The following is a 17,690-nucleotide window of genomic DNA, read 5'->3' as shown; positions in this document are numbered from 1 at the left end:
GGGCGGAGGCGGCCTCCACCCGGCGGCGTACCCAGCGGACCAGGCGTCGTGCGGTCACCAGCAACCCCGTGTACGAGAGAGAAGGGACAGTCGCGGGAATCAGCAGGTGCTGCCCGCGTCCGCGCCCTTGATGCAGTCGCCGACCTTGTTGGCACCGTCGCTGAGCGCGGCGTTGATGATCGCGGCGACCACACCGACGATCGCCACGACGACCGCCGAGATGATGACCCACTCCACCGCGGACGCACCGCGGTCGAGTTCGCCGGAGCGGGCGCGCTGCACCCGGCCCTGGAGGAAGGTGATCAGGAAGTCCACCCCCGGGATCCCGGTGCTGTAGTTCCGTCCGTTCATGGTGAGTTGTCCTCTCGAAACAGTTCACGACAGTGCAGGGCAGTTCACGGATGCAGTTGTTGGCGGAGGCGGTCGCCGGGCTCAGACCTGGAACACGCGCATCGCCGCCGGGAAGATCAGGAAGACCAGGAAACCGGCGCAGAGCAGCAGCTGCGCCACGAGCATCGACTGCGACTTCTCCCCGGCGCTGCCCTCGATCTCGGCGAGTTCGCGGTGCCGCATCGTCTCGGCGCGCGAGGCGAGCGACTCGCGCACCTTCGCGCCGTCGTCGGCGACCAGCGCCAGCGAGGCCGACAGGTCCTTCAGCTCCTCGACGCCGATCTCCTCCCCCAGCGACCCGAGGGCCTGCCACTGGCTGATGCCGGTGATCCGGGCGTCCGCGAGCGCGTTGCGGATGCGCTGCGTGGCCCAGCCGTCGGAGACCTCGGCCGCCGCCATCAGCGCCTCGGGCAGACCGCGCCCGCCCGCCAGGCTCATGGACACCAGGTCGAGGTACGCGCCGATCACGCGCCGCAGGTCGCGCCGCTTCTCGGCCGCGTCCCGCCGCACTTCGAGGTCGGGCAGGAAGAAGAAGACGATCGCGAAGAGCAGGGCGAGCCAGACCGGGATGGCGGGGCTGCGGCCGAAGCCGAGCGTCCAGACCACCGCGAACATGAGCGGCCCGAAGAACACTCCCGCGGCTCCCAGCAGCACCTTCGTCGCGAGGAAGTTCTCCCAGCTCCGGTCGAGCACCGCGAGGTCGGCCCGCAGCGAGCGCAGTTCCCAGCCCTGCTGCAGGTACAGCTCGGCGACGCGCTGTCCGACCCGGGCCCGTACGCCGCCGAGCCGTCCGCCGTCGTCGTCGGAGGTGCGGTGCGCGGACTCGTACGCCGCTCCCCGCGCCCTCATCGCGTCGATGCGGGCGACCTGGGCGACGGCGCTGCGCTTGGCGGGCATCAGGGCGCGGACCAGGACGTAGAGGCCCAGGCCCAGGACGGCACCGACCAGGACGGGCAGGGTCAGGGTCGAGCTCATCGGCGTACCCCCTCCTCCGGCGACGACAGCGGCAGCGACTGCTGCGGGGACGGCGGCTGGGAGCCGGGAGCGGTGCGGGGGCGGACGAACTGGACCGCCGACTCGTCGCGCACCAGGAACCGCTCCGGCGTCTCGATCGTCGACAGCTTGCGCAGCCACCAGAAGCCGAGAGCGAACAGACCGCAGACACACGCGAGTACGAGCTGGCCGACGGCCGTTCCGTACGGCTCGACGAACTCGCGGTTGAAGATGGACAGGCCGAGCACGAAGGCGATCGACACGGCCACGACGATCTGCACCGAGCGGCGGGTCGAGGCGCGCTGGGCCATCACGCGCTGGCGCATGTCGACCTCTTCGCGGGCCGACTTGGCGAGCGCGCCGAGGACCTGGCGCAGACCCGGGCCGCGCAGCCGCGCGTTGAGGATGAGCGCGGCCACGATGATGTCGGCGGACGCGTCGTCGATCTCGTCGGCGAGCTGCTGCAGGGCTTCGGGCAGCGGCGTACGGGAGCGCAGCCGGTCGACGAGGGCGTCGAGGTGCGGGCGCAGGACCGGTGCGGCGGCGCGGGCGGAGGCGGGGATGGCCTGTTCGAGGCCGACCGCGCCCGCGATGGTGTCGCGCAGCGACTCGGTCCAGGAGGCGAGGGCCTCCACGCGCTTCATGGCGGCCTTCTCCTCGGAGGCGCCGCCGAAGAGCTTGTCCCAGAAGAAGACGAGGACGGCGGTCGCGATTCCGGCGACGGCCCACCGGGTGAGGAGCAGCACGACGATGCCGGCGATGGCGGCGATCGAGCCGCGCCGGCCGGCGAACCGTACGAGCTCGGAGGCCCGTTCGCTCGCCTTCTGCTTCTCGTGCTCGGGCTTGGCGGGCAGGCCGCGGACCGCGACGGCGAGCAGGGCGAGGCCGCCGCCCACCGCGATCCCGCACGCGAGCGCGTACAGGACGGTCGTGGAGAACAGCCCGCCCATGGAGCCGAGCGAGTCGAGAGCGGCCAGCGTCATGCTCGGCCGCCCCGTGGTCATGGCCGGTGTCATGGTCGGTTCTTGCATGGTCAGGTCACCCCCAGTTCCCGCCGGGCAGGCGATAGCCGTACTGGATCAGGTCTTCGAGGCAGGCGATGGGGGCGTGCGGCAGGACCCGGCCGTCCGGGGTCTCGGCGAACACCTCGCTGGACAGGACGCGTCCGTCGACGCCGTTGACCTCGCGGATCGAGGTCACCACGCGCTGGAGCCGGCCGCCCGACTCGTAGTTGTTGCGGCGCTGGACGAAGACCACGAAGTTCACCGCGCCCGCGACGAGCATCTGGCTGGCCTCGATGGGCAGGCGTTCGGTGGCCTGGAGCGCGTAGGTGGAGATGCGGTTGAACACCTCGTGGGAGCTGTTGGCGTGGATCGTGGACAGCGAACCGTCGTTGCCCTGCGACATCGCGTTCAGCATGGTCACGATCTCGTCGCCGAGGACCTCGCCGACGATGACGCGCGAGGGGTTCATACGCAGCGACCGCCGGACCAGTTCGGCCATCGAGATCATGCCCTGGCCCTCGGAGTTGGGCAGCCGCTCCTCGAACGCCACGACGTTCGGGTGCAGATCGGTGAAGGTGTCGAGGCCCAGTTCCAGGGCGCGCTCGACGGTGATGAGGCGTTCCTGCGGCGGGATCTCGTTGGCGAGCGCGCGCAGGAGGGTCGTCTTCCCGGCGTTGGTGGCGCCCGCGATCATGATGTTCTTGCGGGCCCGGACCGCGCAGGCGAGGAAGTGCCCGACCTCGGGGGTGAGCGTGCCGTTGCCGACGAGGTCCGACATGAAGACCTTGCCCATGCGGGCACGGCGGATGGACAGCGCGGGTCTGCGGGTCACGTCCATGACGGCGGACAGTCGCGAACCGTCCGGCAGCCGCAGGTCGAGCTGCGGGTTCGCGGAGTCGAAGGGCCGGGAGGACAGACCCGAGTACGCGCCGAGGATCTGGATCAGCTCGATGAGCTCCTCGTCGGTCTCGGCGACCGGGTCGGCCCTGATTTCCTCGCCGTTGGCGTAGCCGACGAAGACCTGGTCGTAGCCGTTGATGTCGATGTTCTCGACCTCGGGGTTGTCCAGCAGGGGCTGCAGGCGGCCGACCCCGAAGAGCGCGGCGTGCACGGCGGCGGCGTACTGCTCCTCGGTCTCGGCGTCCAGCGGCGTACGCCCGGAGTTGATCTCCGTGCGGGCGTAGTCCTCCAGGATCTGGGCGATGACCGCGCGGGCGTACTGCCGCTCGTCCTCGTTGGACATCGGCGTGACGCCGGAGACCTGGTCGAGGCGGCGCTGCTCGGCGATCCGGTCACCGGCGTCCTGCCGGAACCGCTTGACGAGCTGATGGTCGACGGCGGTCATCGGCCGGCTCCGGCGGCGGGCTGCCCGTGGGGACCGCCCGCCGGTACGGACCAGGCCGCGCCGAACTGCTGGTAGAGGTCCGAGGTCACCTTGCGCGCGGAGCGGATGAGCAGCGACTTGTCGAGCCGTCCCCGCTTGCGGCCGGCCAGCTGGTCGGCGCCGGTGGCGTCCGCGGCGATCGTGCCGACGACGCGGGCGCCGGTCTGCGAGGCCATCAGCATGTCGTTGACCTGGTGGACGATCTTGGCGGAGTCGCCCGGGTCGGTGATCAGCACGACACCGATGAGGGGTGTGCCGAGCGCTCCCGCGCCACGCGGCCCGCCGTGCAGCTTGACGGTGAGCGCGGCGGCCCGGTCGCGCACCCGCGCGATGGCCTCCGGCTCGGTGCGCGACACCAGCAGGACGAGCGCGGCCTGCGCGAACATCTCGACGGCCGGGGACTCCCCGCTGATCCGTCCGCAGTCCGCGATGACGTCGGCGGGCGCGTGCTCGGAGTCGGCGAGCTGCGCGAAGGCCCGGCCGAGGGTGGGCCACAGACCGGCGAGCCCGGCCGCCTGCTCGGCGTGCGCGAGCCCGACGAGCACGTCGAGCCCACCGCTCAACGGCTGCACGTGGTCCCAGATCTGGTCCGGTACGAGTCCGCGGCGGGCCGTGGCGGCTATGGACAGCATGCCGGTGTTCGGGTTCAGCGGTCCGCCGTGGGCCGCGGCGCTGCGGTACACGAGGTCGCCGCCGGCCGGGTCGGTCTCGGCGAGCAGCACGCGGCGCGGCCAGACCGCCGCGAGGGCGACGGCCGTCGTGGTGACGCCGGGGGAGCCTTTGTCCGCGGCGAGGGCGATGAGGGCCATGGTGTGTGTGACTCTCCGCCGCTAGTTGCCGGGGACCTTGACGAGGGCGACCGCGTTCGCCGCGGCGGCGCGGGTCAGCGCGGCGGCGTCGCTCTCGTCGACGGTCACGGTCACGCGCTGGTTGGTGCTGCTGATGGTGCTGTCGCCGCTGCCGTTCGGCACCTTGGTGACGCGGGCGTCCTCGACGATCGGGGTGTCGGCGGAACCCGTGGAACCGGTGGCGCCGGAGCCCGTCTTGTCGTCCGAACCGGAGTTCGAGGAGGCGTTGTTGCCGACCTGGTAGGCGGCCACGAGGTCACCGACCTCGATGCCCTCCGGGTACTGCCCCTCCTTGAGGGAGAGACCGACCACGGCCTTGCCGTCCGGGACGCTGGCCTCGGTGCCGAACATCTGGCCGATGACGAGGGTGCCCGCGTAGATCGTGGACTTGGCCTTGAGCTTCTTGAGGGTGTCGATCTGGTTCCACTTGACGTAGTTGACCCCGGCGTCGTCGGCCACCAGCACCGATTCCACCTTGCCGCCCACGGACTCACCGGCCTGGATGTCGCCGGTCACCTTGACGACCTCGATGCGGTCGCCGGCGCGCAGTACGAGCATGGTCGCCCCGAGCGCGCCCACGAGGATCAGCAGCACCGCGAGGGCGGCCAGTGCGGGTTTGCGCTCGCGAGGCGGCGAGGGAAGGCGCTCCCCCATCGTCGGCTGAACCGGCGCGGAGGAACGGTTGTTGCCCGCCCCCGTACGCTCTTGGATCTTCACGCAACCGCTCCCCGTACACCCAAGAAGGTTTTCGTCATTCAGGACACTTGGCACACTTGACGCACTGGGCTCTCACCGGGCGTATCGCCCGACCTGGTCGGATAGCCGTCGAAATGCTGCCGAATAGCCATGGCCGGAACGCGTGTCAAGTCACCGCACCGTATCAGCAGCACATAAGCCCCTCAAGGCACGACCACGACCGCGAACCCCGCACACCACGACGTTGTCCACGCGCAACGCGGGGCGTTCGGTTCCCGCCCACGGAAGGTACCGCGCACGGGCTCACCCCCCACCCCACCGCTGTGCACCAGCGAATCACCCGCTTCCGCCCCGCCGGGTATCGGTCACGCTGTGTCCATGGTCCCTGCACGACATGCTCACGGGAGGGGTGCGGGGGCCGTGGGACGATCTTCAGCCAGGGGTGGACGGCGGGTGGCCGTCGGTGACGGGGAGTTGGTGTGCGGTGACGGGACTTCTGCCCGTGAGTGGTGCGGCCCTGTCCGCGGATCCCCGGCTCCTCGCCTCCGTCCGGGATGTCGGCAGCCGCCCGGGTATCGACTTCGACTACACGGACGACGCGGCGACGGCGGCCCTCCTGGAGCACCACCGGCGCACGGTGGCCGCCGCGGAACACGGCCCCGCGATGTGGCTGGGCGCGCTGTTGCTGGTGGCAGCCGTCGTATGGCCGTTCGCGGGCTCGGCGGCGCCCGCCCTCGACGGCCGCCCGGAGCTGGCGTACGGCCCGGCGGGCCCGCTGTTCGTGACGGCCGTGGCATGCCTGACATACGTACGACGCCGCTGGAAGCGCAAGCTGCTGCACCCGCGACTGACGGGCTACCGCCATGTCCTGGGCCTGGCGCGAGCCCACGGCGTCCCGCTGACGCACGTCCCCCGCTGGCTGGTGGGCCGCCCGCTGAGCGGCGACCGGGAGACGGTACCGATTCCGGCGTACGGGGAGGTGGCGCCCGCCGGCGAATCGTCGCCCGAAGAGGTGAAGCCGCCATCGTCGACGCCCCCTCCCCCGCCGGAGCCGCAGGCCGTCGCAACTCCCGCACCCGCACCGGCTCCCGTGCCCGTGCCCGTGCCCGTGCCAGCGAAGCCGGCGGCGGTCGCGGCGTACGAGGCGATGGCGGACGAGGGCGGCTGGCACGACGAGACGGGCTGCCTGCTGCTCCTCGCGGCCATCGGCGGCGCGGCCTGGGCCTACTCCGAGGAGAACCCCGCCGGCTACCTGGCCGCGACCCTCGCCACCGCCCTCGCACTGACGACGTGGCTGGCAGGAGCGAAACAGGGCCGCGAACGCCAACGCCTGCGGGAAGCGGCACTGGAGTACGTACGGACCCTCACAGCGGCCCAGTCGACGGGCACGCCGGTACCGGAACTCTCGGCGCCGCTGCGCGCCCTGCTGGAGGAGGAAGCAGCGAAGAACCGGGGCTGACCGGCCCCGGGAGCACATCACTCCAGATCCCACCCGGCCAGCTCGGCCACGGAGACAGTGGCGCCCCTGAACTCATCACGTACGGGGGCACAAGACGCACGGAGACTTCCGAGAAACGCCCTGTCGAAATGCGGGTCGGCCCGATCGCCGCCCCTTAGATCCCGTACGGATGCGACGAAAGCATCCTGGGCCGCCTGCTCCAGCCGTTGCAGCCGACCGGTCTTCTCGTCCTCACCGGCCCGGGTGACGACGGCCTCGCTGCCACCGAGCTTGAAGTCGAAGCTGCCCAGAATCGTTTCGAGGACCTGCCCCGACATCTCGGCCCGGACCGGATTCGGGTTCAGGTGGACCGCGATGGCGTTGACGGCAAGCATCGCGGACTGCACGACGGAGAAACCCCGGCTGCCCGGGTCGTCGGCGTCGATCGCTTCCGTCCGGCCCTCGAACTCCCCGAGGATCTCAATCAGCTCGTCCTCGTCGGCCTCTCCGAGGGGCGCCCGCCAGGCGATCTCAAGGGAGTGGGAGAACCACGCGGCATCCTCCTGATCGGCCAGCGTGACGAAAACACCGCTTGCCCGCTCCGCACACCCCAGGCAGAACCCCACCAGGAACTGACCGGGGATGTCACGCAGTGCCGAGTAGGTCTCCCCATTGCGCACCAAGCTGCTCTCCTCACTGCATCGCCCTGTTCACGGCTGCCAGTTCCCGTTCGAGAAGCGACAGGAAACCCGCCCGGTCCGAGGCGACGACCTCGGGCGGGACAGCCCCTGCTGTGTAGAGGCGTGCCTCGACCCTCGAAGGGGGCAGGCGATACACGGTCGATCCGTCGATGGCACTCAGCGCGAACAGCGCACCTCCGCCGTCGGATCCGAAGACGACGACGGAGTCCTCGCGCGGGCCGACGATCCGCGTGGGAAGGTCTCCACACAACCCGGCCACTGTCTGCCCTTCCGGGTGTACGAAAAAGCCCGAGCCGACGTCCGGAAGGCTGACCTGCTCCACGCGACGGTAGAAGGTGACCAGATCATCGGGTAGGCCTTCCACGGCGGCTGAACTCGCGGCGCGCGTGACGCAGTTCTCGTCCGGCGGGTAGCCGAACGCGGACGCGAACCGCCCCATGTGGGTCGAGCACAGCGCGTCCATGCGCGCGGCCCATCCGCAGATCCACTCACCGGTGACGGTCACGGCAGCATCAGCCGCGGCAGGCGCGGTAGATGCGACCAAAGGCCTCAGAGCCATTCGCCCTCATCGTCGGCAGCCTCGTCCCTGCCGTCTTCGCGCAGCACGACGACCAGTTGCACGGGAGTATCCGTGTCGTCCTGTTTCACTCCGGCCAGCACGACCTTGTCCGCGACTCCCCACGCGGAGTGCTCGATGAAGTCCGCGCCACCGGTCAGGTCCTCGTCGTCGGAGGCTTCGAGGCGGGGCCCGAGCTCTCCGGAAAGCAGTCGCTCCACGACAGGCGGCAGTTCGGCGACAGCGGCGTCGTACAACTCGTCCATGTACGCATCGAGGTCAAGCCGCTCCTCGTCGACCTCGCGGTACCAGAGCGTGAACTCCACTTCCACGGACGGCCCGTCACCCTGAATCCACGCGGCGGCGCCATCACGACTCCACGTGGTCGCCCAGTCCTTCGCCGGATTCCTGCGCTCCCCCGCCCAGCCGCAGTCGACGAGAACCGACTCCACGGCCTGCCCGGTGAGCTGGCCGAGGTCGGACATCCGACTCAGTTCGGCACTCAAGTCAAGCATCAACCCCTTACTCTTCAAGCAAATCACGAATATATTCCCCAAGGGAGGCGGGAATTCTTGAGCGGTCAATCTCACGCAGATATTCCAAATGCTCATCTGCTGCCCTTTCACGCAGCTGTGGGTCTTGCTGCGTTGTGCGCCGGACAAGGCTGCCGAAGATTTCCGAGTCCGTGTTCTCCGACCCGCCCTACTCCGCGAAGCGGAACGTCGACGTGATGGCGTCGAAGATGTCGAAGAACGAGTCGGCGAGGTCGAGCACCTGGCTGCTTCCGGCGACGAGGGCGACCTTGCCCTCCTGGCCGGGGACGGGGATGAACGTTTGCATCAGCACGGCGCGGATGGTGCGCTTGAGGGCGTCGTCCGGTACGGGGATGTCCTCGATGCCGTACGTCCGCGCGGCCGGGCCCACGTCAGGGATGTCGACCGTGGTCACCTTGCGCCACGCGTCGCCCTCCTTCTTGGCCTCGCGCACGGCGAGCTGGGCCGCCATGACCTGCGGGTCGGTGGAGAGGGGCTCGCCGTCCTTCGTACGGCCGCCGACGAGGGAGACGGTGATCGACCCGGTGATCGGGGTGTCGCCACCGAAGCTCTCGGCCATGCAGCCGCAGTACAGCGCGCCGGACTTCCAGGCGTCCGCCGCGGCCTTTTGCAGGAAGGCGGTGTACGTGTCCTTGTACTTGCGCACCTCGGGCTGCTGCCGCACGCGTTCGTCGACCATGCGCCGGATCGAGTCGCCCCGCGACTCGGGCCGCACGTCGAACTCCCACCACGACTCCGGCACCTTGATCCGAAATCCACCGCGTTCGATGGTGAGCGTTTCCATGTAGCGGGCCATGTCGGCTGTACTCCCCCGGTCGGGCATGACGGTCACGAAGTCTGCGAAGGCCACGACGCGAACTGACGTTCGCGACCCGGGGAGAGCCTACGAGGTCGCGTGCCGGTCCGGACCCGGCCCCGGCGACGTACCGGGCGAAGTGTCAGAGTGAAGCGAGGTCCGGGGCCCCGGACCGTCGGCCGCGAACCCGAGGATGCGTGCGCACGAGGATGGACTATTGGCAGCCCGGTCCGGGAGAGATCCTGCTGACCCGTACCCCGGTCACCTTCGCCTCGGGTGCCGCCATGCGCGTCAGAGGCATGCGGTGGTTCCGCGACACCGAGCGCAATGACATCCAGAACGAGCTGCCGGGCTGGCCCGCAGGTCGGGGGTACGCGGCCCGTTCGGATGGCGGCGCGCTGGGGCTTGGCATTCTCAGGACTGTCGCGCTCACCTTGGGCAACCTCGTCGTGGGCGTCATCAGCTCCTTCGGAGGACTGACCGTGGACCGGAGCCCAAGCTCGAACCGTACCGACGACCGCGTCGACGAGATCGACGACTTCCCCGTGATGTGGGCCGCTCCCGGCACCGTCGCCCGTACTCTCCCCTGGCAGCTGGACCCGGGTCGCGCGAAGCAGAAGCACTACCGCACCCACGCGATCGTCACCGACCGCCGTCTGGTCGTCGTGGGCCTGCCCTTCGAGGAGAGGAACTCTGAAACCGTCGAGGACGAGGTGCTGTGGGAGACCCCGCTGTCCGCCATCGGCACGATCGAGCGACGGAACTTCAAGGGCAGCCACGACGTGAAGATCGTCTTCGCCGACGGTTCCTGGTGCCGGCTCAACAGCTTCAGGCGCGAGGGCCTCACCCGCCACATCGTCGACCAGCCCGACCTCGTACCGCTGGACTCGCTCACGCCGGCCCAGCGCAAGACGGCCGAAGCCTTCGTGGCCGCGCGGGCACCGGATGCCGGAGCTCCGGTGATCACTCGCAACCTGTGCGGCTGCTACCGGGTGGCCGCGGTCGCGCCGAGCACCGCTCACGGGTTCTTCGGAATCTCCGAGCGGGACGTACTCATCGACGCCGAAGGCACTGAGGTCGAGCCCGTCAAGTACCACTGGGAGGACTACTCGCCCGACGAACAGGAGGAGCTGCGGAGGTTGCGCCACTTCCCGCCCTCCGCGCTCGGCGGTTCGCCGAAGTAGGCCAACGACGCCCTCGGCCCGGACGGTCAGCCCTGTGCGGCGGGGATTCTCGTCTCCGCCGGTGTGATGCCCGACAGGTCTCGGGCCGTGACGCTGTTGCGGTCGCGGACCGAGCGGCCCAGCGCGTACTGCGGCCACAGGCCCGCCGCCACGCGGCGGCTGCGTTCGCTCCATTCGCGGGCCGGGGCGCTGCTCGCCTTGTAGTAGTTGAGGGCGTAGCCGCCCGTGTGGATCCGCAGCAGGCAGAAACCGCCCGGATACTCCTTCACGGCGCCCACCTCCTGGAGGGTGACGTGCCGCGCCTGCGGGAGGAGCGTGCGTTTGTTGCGGTGGGTGTGGCCCGCGTGGTGGAGGAAGACGCCGGGGGCGGCGGCATACGTGTCGAGGATCGCGCGGGCCTGGCGGCGGTTGAGGCGTTGTCCGCTCGTCACGGGGAACGGCGAGTTGCGTACGGTCAGCGGGTGGTGGCCGAAGACCACGGTGGGCTGGTCCTTGTGCGCCCGCACGTCGGCCCGGAACCAGGCGAGTTGCTCGTCGGAGAGCCCGCCCGACCCGGCCCCGTTCCCTCTCTTCTCGTACGTGTCCAGCCCGAGGATGCGCAGGCCGCCGAGGTCTCGGGAGAAGTAGGCGGCCTCCCCGTCGGGCCCGCCGTCGGTGGGGAATGCCTCCAGGAAGGTGTCCCCCCGCTCCCCGTGGTGCGGGCCCTGCCGGCCGCGGCGGTCGTGGTTTCCGCGTACGACGAAATAGTCCTGGCCATGCGAACCGAAACCGTCCAGCAGCCGGCGAGCCTCCGCCAGGTCCCGCGGCACTCCGCCGGCGGATATGTCCCCCGCGGCCAGCAGATGGCGGGCACCGCGCCGGTGCGCCTCCTCGACCAGTGCCCTGCCCATGATCTCGGGGTACGGGCCGAGGCCGAGCCGCTGCGAGATGCCGCGCATCAACGGCATGCCCGTCACCAGTCCGGCGGTGGTCTCGCCGAGGTGCAGGTCGTTGCAGAGGGCGATCGACAACAGGTGGCGGCCGGGCGGGGGTTGGGGCGTGGTGAAGGAGTACGGGCCCGCGCGGGTGCCGAAGCCGTGGAGCGAGGTGCCGACGGCGTTGCCGCTCACCAGGTGCAGCGGGGTGGGCGTGGCCGCCGATCCGCGCGAACGGGCCTGGTAGTAGTACGTCTGGCCGGGTTCGAGGTCCGTCAGTTCCACGTAGTGGTGTGCGGTGTCGCGGCCTTCGGAGGCGGTCCGGTTCAGGTGGGCGGGGTGGGTGCCGTAGACGACCTCGCCCTCCGACTCCACACCGGTGTACCAGGTGATGACGGCCCGGTCCTCGGTGAGCGTCACGAGTTCCAGATTGACGGCGGACGCGGCGTCGGGGGGACGGGCCGCGGAGTGGAGGAGGGTCCGAAGGAGGGCGTGCGGGGCGGTGAGGCAGCATGGCATGCCTGTTTTGTGCCCACGTGCGGTGAACGCGAACTCCTACGGCTCCCTTACGGCTCCTGGCCGTCGTCTGTCGTCTCGGGGTACGCGACGAAGGTGCCCTTGGCGGGGAGGGTCACCACCAGGCCGCGTTCGCGGAGTTCGCGCGTCGCCCGGCGAGCGGTCAGGTGCGCGACGCCGTACTCCTCCGCCAGGTCACGCTCACCCGGCAGCCGTGCCCCTGGTGACAGTTCGCCAGAACGGATGCGGGCCTCGATGTGATCCGCCATCTGCATGTAGACGTAAGCAATTTTCGTCGGGTCGATCGGCGACTGCCCTGACTCTGCTGTCATATCGAACAACGTACGACAGCAGGGAACTGCACGGCTCCTTGGAGCACTGCAAACCGCTATACACCTCCCAGCTGCACCCTGTAGCGTGCCTGTTACTCTAAGCACCCCGGCGACGGCGGTAACCGTCCCGGGGCTGTGGCCAACGCTTGCAAGGAGCGTCAACGTGCTGAACCTTACTCTCCGCCTCCTCGCCTGGGTGCTGAGCCTGTGCACCCCGAGGCCGCACGGCCGTCACCGACTGGGAGCCCTCCCACCCCTCCGGTTCATCCCGGTCCCGCCGCCCCGCCTCACCTCGGTCCGCAGCCGCCGCGCAGCGGAACACGGCATTCACGGCGTCCCGGTGGCCGCCCGATGACGCGCCCCGCGGTGCGGATGTGCGCACGCTGCCACCGGGTGACGGCCCAGCCGGTACTGGTCCACGAGGTGCACGCGGCGACGGGACCCGGCTTCAACGTCTACGCGTGCCCGGAGTGCGCGGACCAGTACCCGCCCATGACGGACGTACTGGAACTCACGCAACCCCCTCCCCCTCACCGGAGTGCGCGCCTCACCCTGCGCGTCTACACGGTTGACGCACAGGGTGCCGTGACCGGGGAGCGGAGCAGGGTCGAGATCCGGACCGGCGGAGGAGCCGGGCCACTGCCGCCGCCACTGCCGCGGACGTCGGCGTACCCGCCGTGCGGGTGCCCGCGCTGCCGGACGCCGGAGCGCGGCGCGGCCCAGCAGAACTGAGGCGGGTCTCGGGCCCCGGGCCCCGGACGCAGGTCGGCGTCCGGGGCACGAGGCACATGTCGGGTCAGATCCGGGGGCATGTCCGGGTCCGCTGTGCACTCAGACACGATCGGGTCACTTACACCATCGGCTTGCCCCGATTCCTCCAGGTCCGACCGGCCGCGTGGGGAAGTTCGCGGTAGCGAAACCGTTTGCCCCACAGATACCGTCGTGGCTCTGGAATGCATCAAAATCTCACGGGGGTTCACTGTGAAGCGCCGCTCTTTGCCCGTTGCTGCCGCGCTCGCCGCGACCGCAGCCCTGTTGCTCACGGCGTGCGGCGGCGGGGACGACAAGTCCAGCGACAACGACAAGATCGCGGGCGCCGACCAGGGTTCGAAGAAGCCGACGAAGTCGGCGGAGCCGGCGGGGGCGGCAGAGGACAGCCCCGACGGGGTGGACGTGTCCCTGCCCAAGGACATGAACCTGGTCTTCGACTGGGAGAAGCCGAAGGCGAAGAACGAGGCGGCGGCTATGGATGATGCCGCGAACTATGTCCGCGCGATCTACCGCGGCATCGACAAGGGCACGACGAAGGACGCGGCCGTCACCACGTACTCCACCGGTGAGGGCCTGACCTACGCGAAGACGCAGATCGACAGGAGGGTCGACGGCGGCTGGACAGCCACTGGCACCCGGCGCCACTACCAGGCCGCCACCCGGTCCGCCGCGAACGGCAACTCGGTGGAGGTCGCGTTCTGCGTGGACTCGAACAAGTTCTACAGCGAAGAAATCAAGACCGGGAAGGTCCTCAAGACCAAGCCCAGCATCGACGGCTTCGACTACTTCAAGATCATCATGGTCAAGTTCCCCACCGGTGAAGGCCTGTGGCAGGCGTCCAAGGTGCTCGTCGAGACGAAGGCGGCGAAGTGCCAGTGAACACACCACGGCGTACGCCCCTCAGCATCAGCACGGTTGCGCTGGCACTGACTCTCGGCACGCTCACGCTCGGAACACCGGCCAGTGCGACGGAGACGCCGAGCAATAGTGGGGACACCAAGACGGATCAGAAGGGCGGCGGCGACGGCAAAAGCATCTACGCCGCCGCCAGCATCCAGTACTCCGGAGCCGTGACGAAGAGCGGCGGCGCCGGAAACGTCGCCTCCGCCGACGTCAACTGGACGCCCCCGCCCTGCTGGTACGCCCCCTACATGGGCGCCAAGGACTTCAAGAAGAAGATGTCCGGCGACATCGACAAGTGGCAGAACGACCCCGCCATCACAGGAACCGCGGGCTCGGCCATCGGTGAGATGCAACGCCACTACGAGGACGACTACGGCTGGACCGACACCCCCGGCTACAAGGACTACAACGTCGACAAGGACGGCGAGGGGATGTTCTGGGCCGGCGTCGAGAACCCGAACGAGCCGGACTACCTCAAGCGCACCGCGTGCAGCGAACTCCCCTTCTGGGTCGAGAACGGCGAGGCCCCGCCCGCGCGGTACGAGCAGGCCATCACTCCGGAGATGCTGGCGGCACTCGCGTACCAGCACATGGAACTGCCCGGCACCAAGGTGACGCTCGCCCCCGAGGCGATCACCAAAGTGAATCTGCCGACGTGGGCATGGCTGGACGAGGCCGTGTTCGACGAGGTCCAGGCAACGGCGGCGATCAACGTCCCCGGCTTCAACATCCAGGCGACCACGACGGCGAAGCCGAAGTCGTTGACGCTGAGCCCGGGCACGGCGGACGCCACGACGATCCCGGCGAACGGCGGCTGCCCCATAGTCGACGGCAAGATCGGCGAGCCCTACGCCAAGGGCAAGGCCGGGGAGACGCCGCCCTGCGGGATCATCTACCGCCGCTCCTCCGGCGGCGAGACGCTCCCCCTCAAGGCAGCCCTCACCTGGGAGATCAGCTGGACGGGCACGGGCCAGGCGGGAGCGATCGGCATGCCGGACGGCACGATCGAGGCCACGCAGAACATCACGGTGGAGGAGATCCAGTCGGTGAACCGCTGACTCTTCTCCACCGTCCGTCCCCCACATGAGTGGCCGTGAAGGGCTATGAGTACCCATGAGTGACCTGCGCCTTGAGGACACCGTCTTCGAGGATCTGAAGAAAACCTTCTCGACGATCAGCGACCGGATGGACAGCGCGCGCCGCACGCTCCGCGGAGCCGACGGCTCCGCGGTCGGCGAGAGCGGGCTCATAGAGGACGTACATGAGTTCGCCGACGACTGGGGCTACGGCATCAAGCAGCTCGGCAAGCACACGCAGGGTGCCGTGAAGATGATCAACAAGATCGGCGAGGAGTTCGGCAAACTCGACCACGACCTCGCCGAGTCCCTCAAGACGAAGAAGAAGGACAAGTAGACGTGGCCGGCAAGCGACCCGCCTTCCCCCACATAGGCTGGGATCCGACGCCGGGAGACGTCGACGACACCCGGGACCTCGCGAAGAAGCTCGGGGGCCTGGCCAGTGATCTGAGCACGACTCTGCGGGAGTTGGAGCGGATCGAGGCGGGGGCCTGGAAGGGCAAGACGGCGGTCGCCTTCACCGAGTACGTGGGCCAGGACGTCACCCCGCTCATCAGCAAGAGCCACGACTCCTTCGACAAGGCCTCGCGCGCCCTGCACCGCTGGGCGAACGAACTCCAGGACTTCCAGGACGAGGCGAACCGCCTGGAGAAGTCAGCCGGCGAGAAGCTGGAAGCCCGCGAGACGGCCCAGCAGAAAGCCGACGCGAAGGGCGACGGCAAGGGCAGCGAGGAACTGGGCAAGGCCTCCGGCGCGGTCGACGAGGTCACGGGCAAGGTCCACGACCTGGAGGACCGCTACAAGCGGGCCGCCGGAGCCATCAGCAAGGAACTCGACAAGGCGGGCGACATCGCCCCGGACGAGCCGGGCTTCTGGGACAAGCTGGGCCAGGGAATCTCGGACAGCTGGGACGCCACCGGCGAATGGCTCAAGGAGCACGCCGACCTGATCAAGGCGATCGGTGACGTGTTGAGCAACATCTCCGCGCTGATGGGGATGCTGGCCATCATCACGCTTCCGTTCCCGCCACTCGCTGCCATTTTCGGTACGGCGGCACTCATCGGCAGCGGGCTCGCCCTGGTAGCCCACGGCGTTGCCATGGCGGCCGGAGCGGACGTGAGTTGGATGACGCTCGGTACGGACGCGCTGGGATTGCTGCCCGGCATCGGTATGTTCGGCAAGGGGGTCAAGGTCGCTGGCAAGACCGCCAAGCTGGGCCGGCAAGCGGCCAAGGCCAAGGTGGCCGTTCTCGGGGATGGATTCCAATACACGAGAATTGGCAAATCGCGAGTCCTGATGGCGTTCGGCAAAAATTCACAGGGCCTCACAGATGGGCTCGGAAAAGCCGGCTTGGTGAAGATCGGCGGAATTTCCAAACATGTCTACGAAGTCTCGCACACGAGTAGCGGATTGGCGTCACGCATGGGAGGCCTTGTCAGCGCCGGCTATCACGAAGGGCAATGGCTCGGCACCAAGGGGATCAACACACTCATGAAGGGCAACGTGGACCCGCTGAGTGACTTCGGAAGGGTCATCGACGGAACTCTCAAGATCGCACCGAAGGCTGCCACCAATATCAAGGACACACTGTCCGGCGACTAGGTGATGCCGAGTTACAACCGCCCCATGAGTGCGTACGCTAGGGCAAATCTGAGACTAGTAGGCTGATGGGTCGCCACACAGAAAGTGTGTACGGAAATGAACATCTGGCAGCCAGATCCTGGTGAAACACTCCTAGGTCGCGCTCCCGTCACGTTCGCCACGGGTGCTGCGCCGCGCGTTAAGGGTCTGCGCTGGTTCCGCGACACCGACCGCAACGACATCCAGGGCGAGTTGCCGGGATGGCCCGAGGGCCCCTCCTTCACTGCCCGTTCAACGGGAGCCGCGGTTGCCCAGAGGTCCCTCAAGGGGGCGGCGACGGCTGCCGGCGTAGCGGTCATGGCCTTCCTCAGCTCCGCAGGGGGCAATATCAGCCCCCCGTCCGACGACTCCGGCTCCGATACCCCCGACGAGCCGTCGAACGAAGTCGAGGACTTCCCGGTGATGTGGGCCGCACCGGACACCATCGCTCGAACCCTGCCCTGGCAACTGGATCCCGGCCGCTTCGACCAGAAGCACCACCGCACTCACGCGATCGTGACCGACCACAGGCTGGTCATCGTCAGCCTGCCCTTCGACAAGAAGAACCTTGAAGCGATCGACGACGAAGTCCTCTGGCAGCGCCCACGCGCTGATATCAGCAGCGTCGAACTCAAGGACTTCAAGGACGGCAACGACTTCAAGGTCACCTTCGCGGACAGCTCGTGGTGCCGACTGACCTGCGTCTGGCGGAGAGCGCTGACGCGTTACCTGGTGCAGCCACCCGACCTGCTCTCCCTTAAGTCACTCAGCGCAAATCAGCGCGCAACCGTCGTGGAATTCACCGCAGGAGCGGGCGTGACGAATTCTGTGACACCCATCATCACGCTTAATCCGTGCGGCCACTACAACGTGGACATCCTGCCACCGGATCAGTTCACCTCCGCCTTCGGATCATCGGAGGAGAGCCTCGTCATGGACTCCGACGGCCATGAAGTCGATGTCGAGGACTATCACCCAGAAGATTTCTGATAACCGCGACACCTACCATTGGAC

20 protein-coding genes are annotated in these 17,690 nt (G+C 68.7%); 8 read left to right on the top strand and 12 right to left on the bottom strand.

Translation table 11 applies throughout. The features are described from left to right. Nucleotides 1-99: 99 nt before the first annotated feature. From ACFWGJ_RS02360 to ACFWGJ_RS02335, 6 genes are all read right to left on the bottom strand, one after another. On the bottom strand, nt 100-351 hold the full coding sequence (locus ACFWGJ_RS02360) for a hypothetical protein (RefSeq protein ID WP_055509289.1): 252 nt from the start codon (nt 349-351) through the stop codon (nt 100-102). A gap of 81 nt (nt 352-432) precedes the next feature. Continuing rightward, entirely contained in the window at nt 433-1,365 is a 933-nt protein-coding gene (locus tag ACFWGJ_RS02355; RefSeq protein WP_387320357.1) for a type II secretion system F family protein, read from the bottom strand. Continuing rightward, on the bottom strand, nt 1,362-2,333 hold the full coding sequence (locus ACFWGJ_RS02350) for a type II secretion system F family protein (protein WP_387320371.1): 972 nt from the start codon (nt 2,331-2,333) through the stop codon (nt 1,362-1,364). The genes ACFWGJ_RS02355 and ACFWGJ_RS02350 overlap by 4 nt, the downstream gene beginning before the upstream one ends. An 88-nt stretch (nt 2,334-2,421) precedes the next feature. After that, nucleotides 2,422-3,732: a CpaF family protein gene (locus ACFWGJ_RS02345; RefSeq protein ID WP_387320356.1), complete on the bottom strand. Its 1,311-nt coding sequence runs from the start codon at nt 3,730-3,732 to the stop codon at nt 2,422-2,424. Next, entirely contained in the window at nt 3,729-4,580 is an 852-nt protein-coding gene (locus tag ACFWGJ_RS02340; protein WP_387320355.1) for a hypothetical protein, read from the bottom strand. Before ACFWGJ_RS02340 ends, ACFWGJ_RS02345 begins: the two co-directional genes overlap by 4 nt. Nucleotides 4,581-4,601: 21 nt before the next feature. Continuing rightward, complete coding sequence (locus ACFWGJ_RS02335) at nt 4,602-5,336, bottom strand: hypothetical protein (protein WP_387320354.1); 735 nt, start codon at nt 5,334-5,336, stop codon at nt 4,602-4,604. 463 nt (nt 5,337-5,799) lie between these two features. On the opposite strand from ACFWGJ_RS02335, the gene ACFWGJ_RS02330 reads away from it, so the two are divergent. Continuing rightward, complete coding sequence (locus ACFWGJ_RS02330) at nt 5,800-6,774, top strand: hypothetical protein (RefSeq protein ID WP_387320353.1); 975 nt, start codon at nt 5,800-5,802, stop codon at nt 6,772-6,774. Nucleotides 6,775-6,791: 17 nt separating this feature from the next. On the opposite strand, the gene ACFWGJ_RS02325 is transcribed toward ACFWGJ_RS02330, so the two are convergent. The 4 genes from ACFWGJ_RS02325 to ACFWGJ_RS02310 all read right to left on the bottom strand — a co-directional run bounded on the left by ACFWGJ_RS02325 (nt 6,792) and on the right by ACFWGJ_RS02310 (nt 9,360). Next, nucleotides 6,792-7,436 carry a hypothetical protein gene (locus ACFWGJ_RS02325; RefSeq protein WP_387320352.1) on the bottom strand — a complete coding sequence of 215 codons (645 nt, stop codon included), beginning with the start codon at nt 7,434-7,436 and terminating at the stop codon, nt 6,792-6,794. 10 nt (nt 7,437-7,446) lie between these two features. After that, the gene (locus tag ACFWGJ_RS02320; protein ID WP_387320351.1) at nt 7,447-7,959 is read right to left on the bottom strand and encodes a hypothetical protein; all 513 of its coding nucleotides are present in this window, start codon (nt 7,957-7,959) and stop codon (nt 7,447-7,449) included. A 44-nt stretch (nt 7,960-8,003) separates the two neighbouring features. Next, on the bottom strand, nt 8,004-8,525 hold the full coding sequence (locus ACFWGJ_RS02315; RefSeq protein WP_387320350.1) for a hypothetical protein: 522 nt from the start codon (nt 8,523-8,525) through the stop codon (nt 8,004-8,006). Nucleotides 8,526-8,712: 187 nt separating this feature from the next. Further along, complete coding sequence (locus tag ACFWGJ_RS02310) at nt 8,713-9,360, bottom strand: hypothetical protein (RefSeq protein WP_387320370.1); 648 nt, start codon at nt 9,358-9,360, stop codon at nt 8,713-8,715. A gap of 209 nt (nt 9,361-9,569) precedes the next feature. Here ACFWGJ_RS02310 and ACFWGJ_RS02305 point away from each other — a divergent pair, with 209 nt between their 5' ends. Then, a complete protein-coding gene (locus ACFWGJ_RS02305; RefSeq protein ID WP_387320349.1) occupies nt 9,570-10,544 on the top strand; it encodes a hypothetical protein in 975 nt (324 codons plus the stop codon). 26 nt (nt 10,545-10,570) lie between these two features. On the opposite strand, the gene ACFWGJ_RS02300 is transcribed toward ACFWGJ_RS02305, so the two are convergent. Together ACFWGJ_RS02300 and ACFWGJ_RS02295 are read right to left on the bottom strand one after the other, a co-directional pair. Continuing rightward, on the bottom strand, nt 10,571-11,977 hold the full coding sequence (locus ACFWGJ_RS02300) for a metallophosphoesterase (RefSeq protein WP_387320348.1): 1,407 nt from the start codon (nt 11,975-11,977) through the stop codon (nt 10,571-10,573). 47 nt (nt 11,978-12,024) lie between these two features. Next, on the bottom strand, nt 12,025-12,306 hold the full coding sequence (locus ACFWGJ_RS02295; protein WP_381834495.1) for a winged helix-turn-helix domain-containing protein: 282 nt from the start codon (nt 12,304-12,306) through the stop codon (nt 12,025-12,027). 351 nt (nt 12,307-12,657) lie between these two features. Between ACFWGJ_RS02295 and ACFWGJ_RS02290 the strand changes: the two genes are divergently transcribed. The 6 genes from ACFWGJ_RS02290 to ACFWGJ_RS02265 all read left to right on the top strand — a co-directional run bounded on the left by ACFWGJ_RS02290 (nt 12,658) and on the right by ACFWGJ_RS02265 (nt 17,666). Then, complete coding sequence (locus ACFWGJ_RS02290; RefSeq protein WP_387320347.1) at nt 12,658-13,038, top strand: hypothetical protein; 381 nt, start codon at nt 12,658-12,660, stop codon at nt 13,036-13,038. A 249-nt stretch (nt 13,039-13,287) separates the two neighbouring features. Next, on the top strand, nt 13,288-13,956 hold the full coding sequence (locus tag ACFWGJ_RS02285; protein ID WP_387320346.1) for a hypothetical protein: 669 nt from the start codon (nt 13,288-13,290) through the stop codon (nt 13,954-13,956). Beyond that, a complete protein-coding gene (locus tag ACFWGJ_RS02280; RefSeq protein ID WP_387320345.1) occupies nt 13,953-15,038 on the top strand; it encodes a hypothetical protein in 1,086 nt (361 codons plus the stop codon). Before ACFWGJ_RS02285 ends, ACFWGJ_RS02280 begins: the two co-directional genes overlap by 4 nt. Nucleotides 15,039-15,093: 55 nt before the next feature. Then, nucleotides 15,094-15,393, top strand: coding sequence for a hypothetical protein (locus tag ACFWGJ_RS02275; protein WP_387320344.1), 300 nt, complete (start codon nt 15,094-15,096; stop codon nt 15,391-15,393). A gap of 2 nt (nt 15,394-15,395) precedes the next feature. After that, a complete protein-coding gene (locus tag ACFWGJ_RS02270) occupies nt 15,396-16,658 on the top strand; it encodes an enoyl-CoA hydratase/isomerase family protein (RefSeq protein WP_387320343.1) in 1,263 nt (420 codons plus the stop codon). Between the two features lie 96 nt (nt 16,659-16,754). Beyond that, nucleotides 16,755-17,666, top strand: coding sequence for a hypothetical protein (locus tag ACFWGJ_RS02265; protein WP_381832604.1), 912 nt, complete (start codon nt 16,755-16,757; stop codon nt 17,664-17,666). The last annotated feature ends 24 nt before the right edge of the window (nt 17,667-17,690 follow it).

Source organism: Streptomyces sp. NPDC060205 (genome assembly GCF_042728395.1).
In the GTDB taxonomy this organism is placed as follows: domain Bacteria; phylum Actinomycetota; class Actinomycetes; order Streptomycetales; family Streptomycetaceae; genus Streptomyces.
This window is presented reverse-complemented; position numbering and strand designations above follow the sequence as displayed.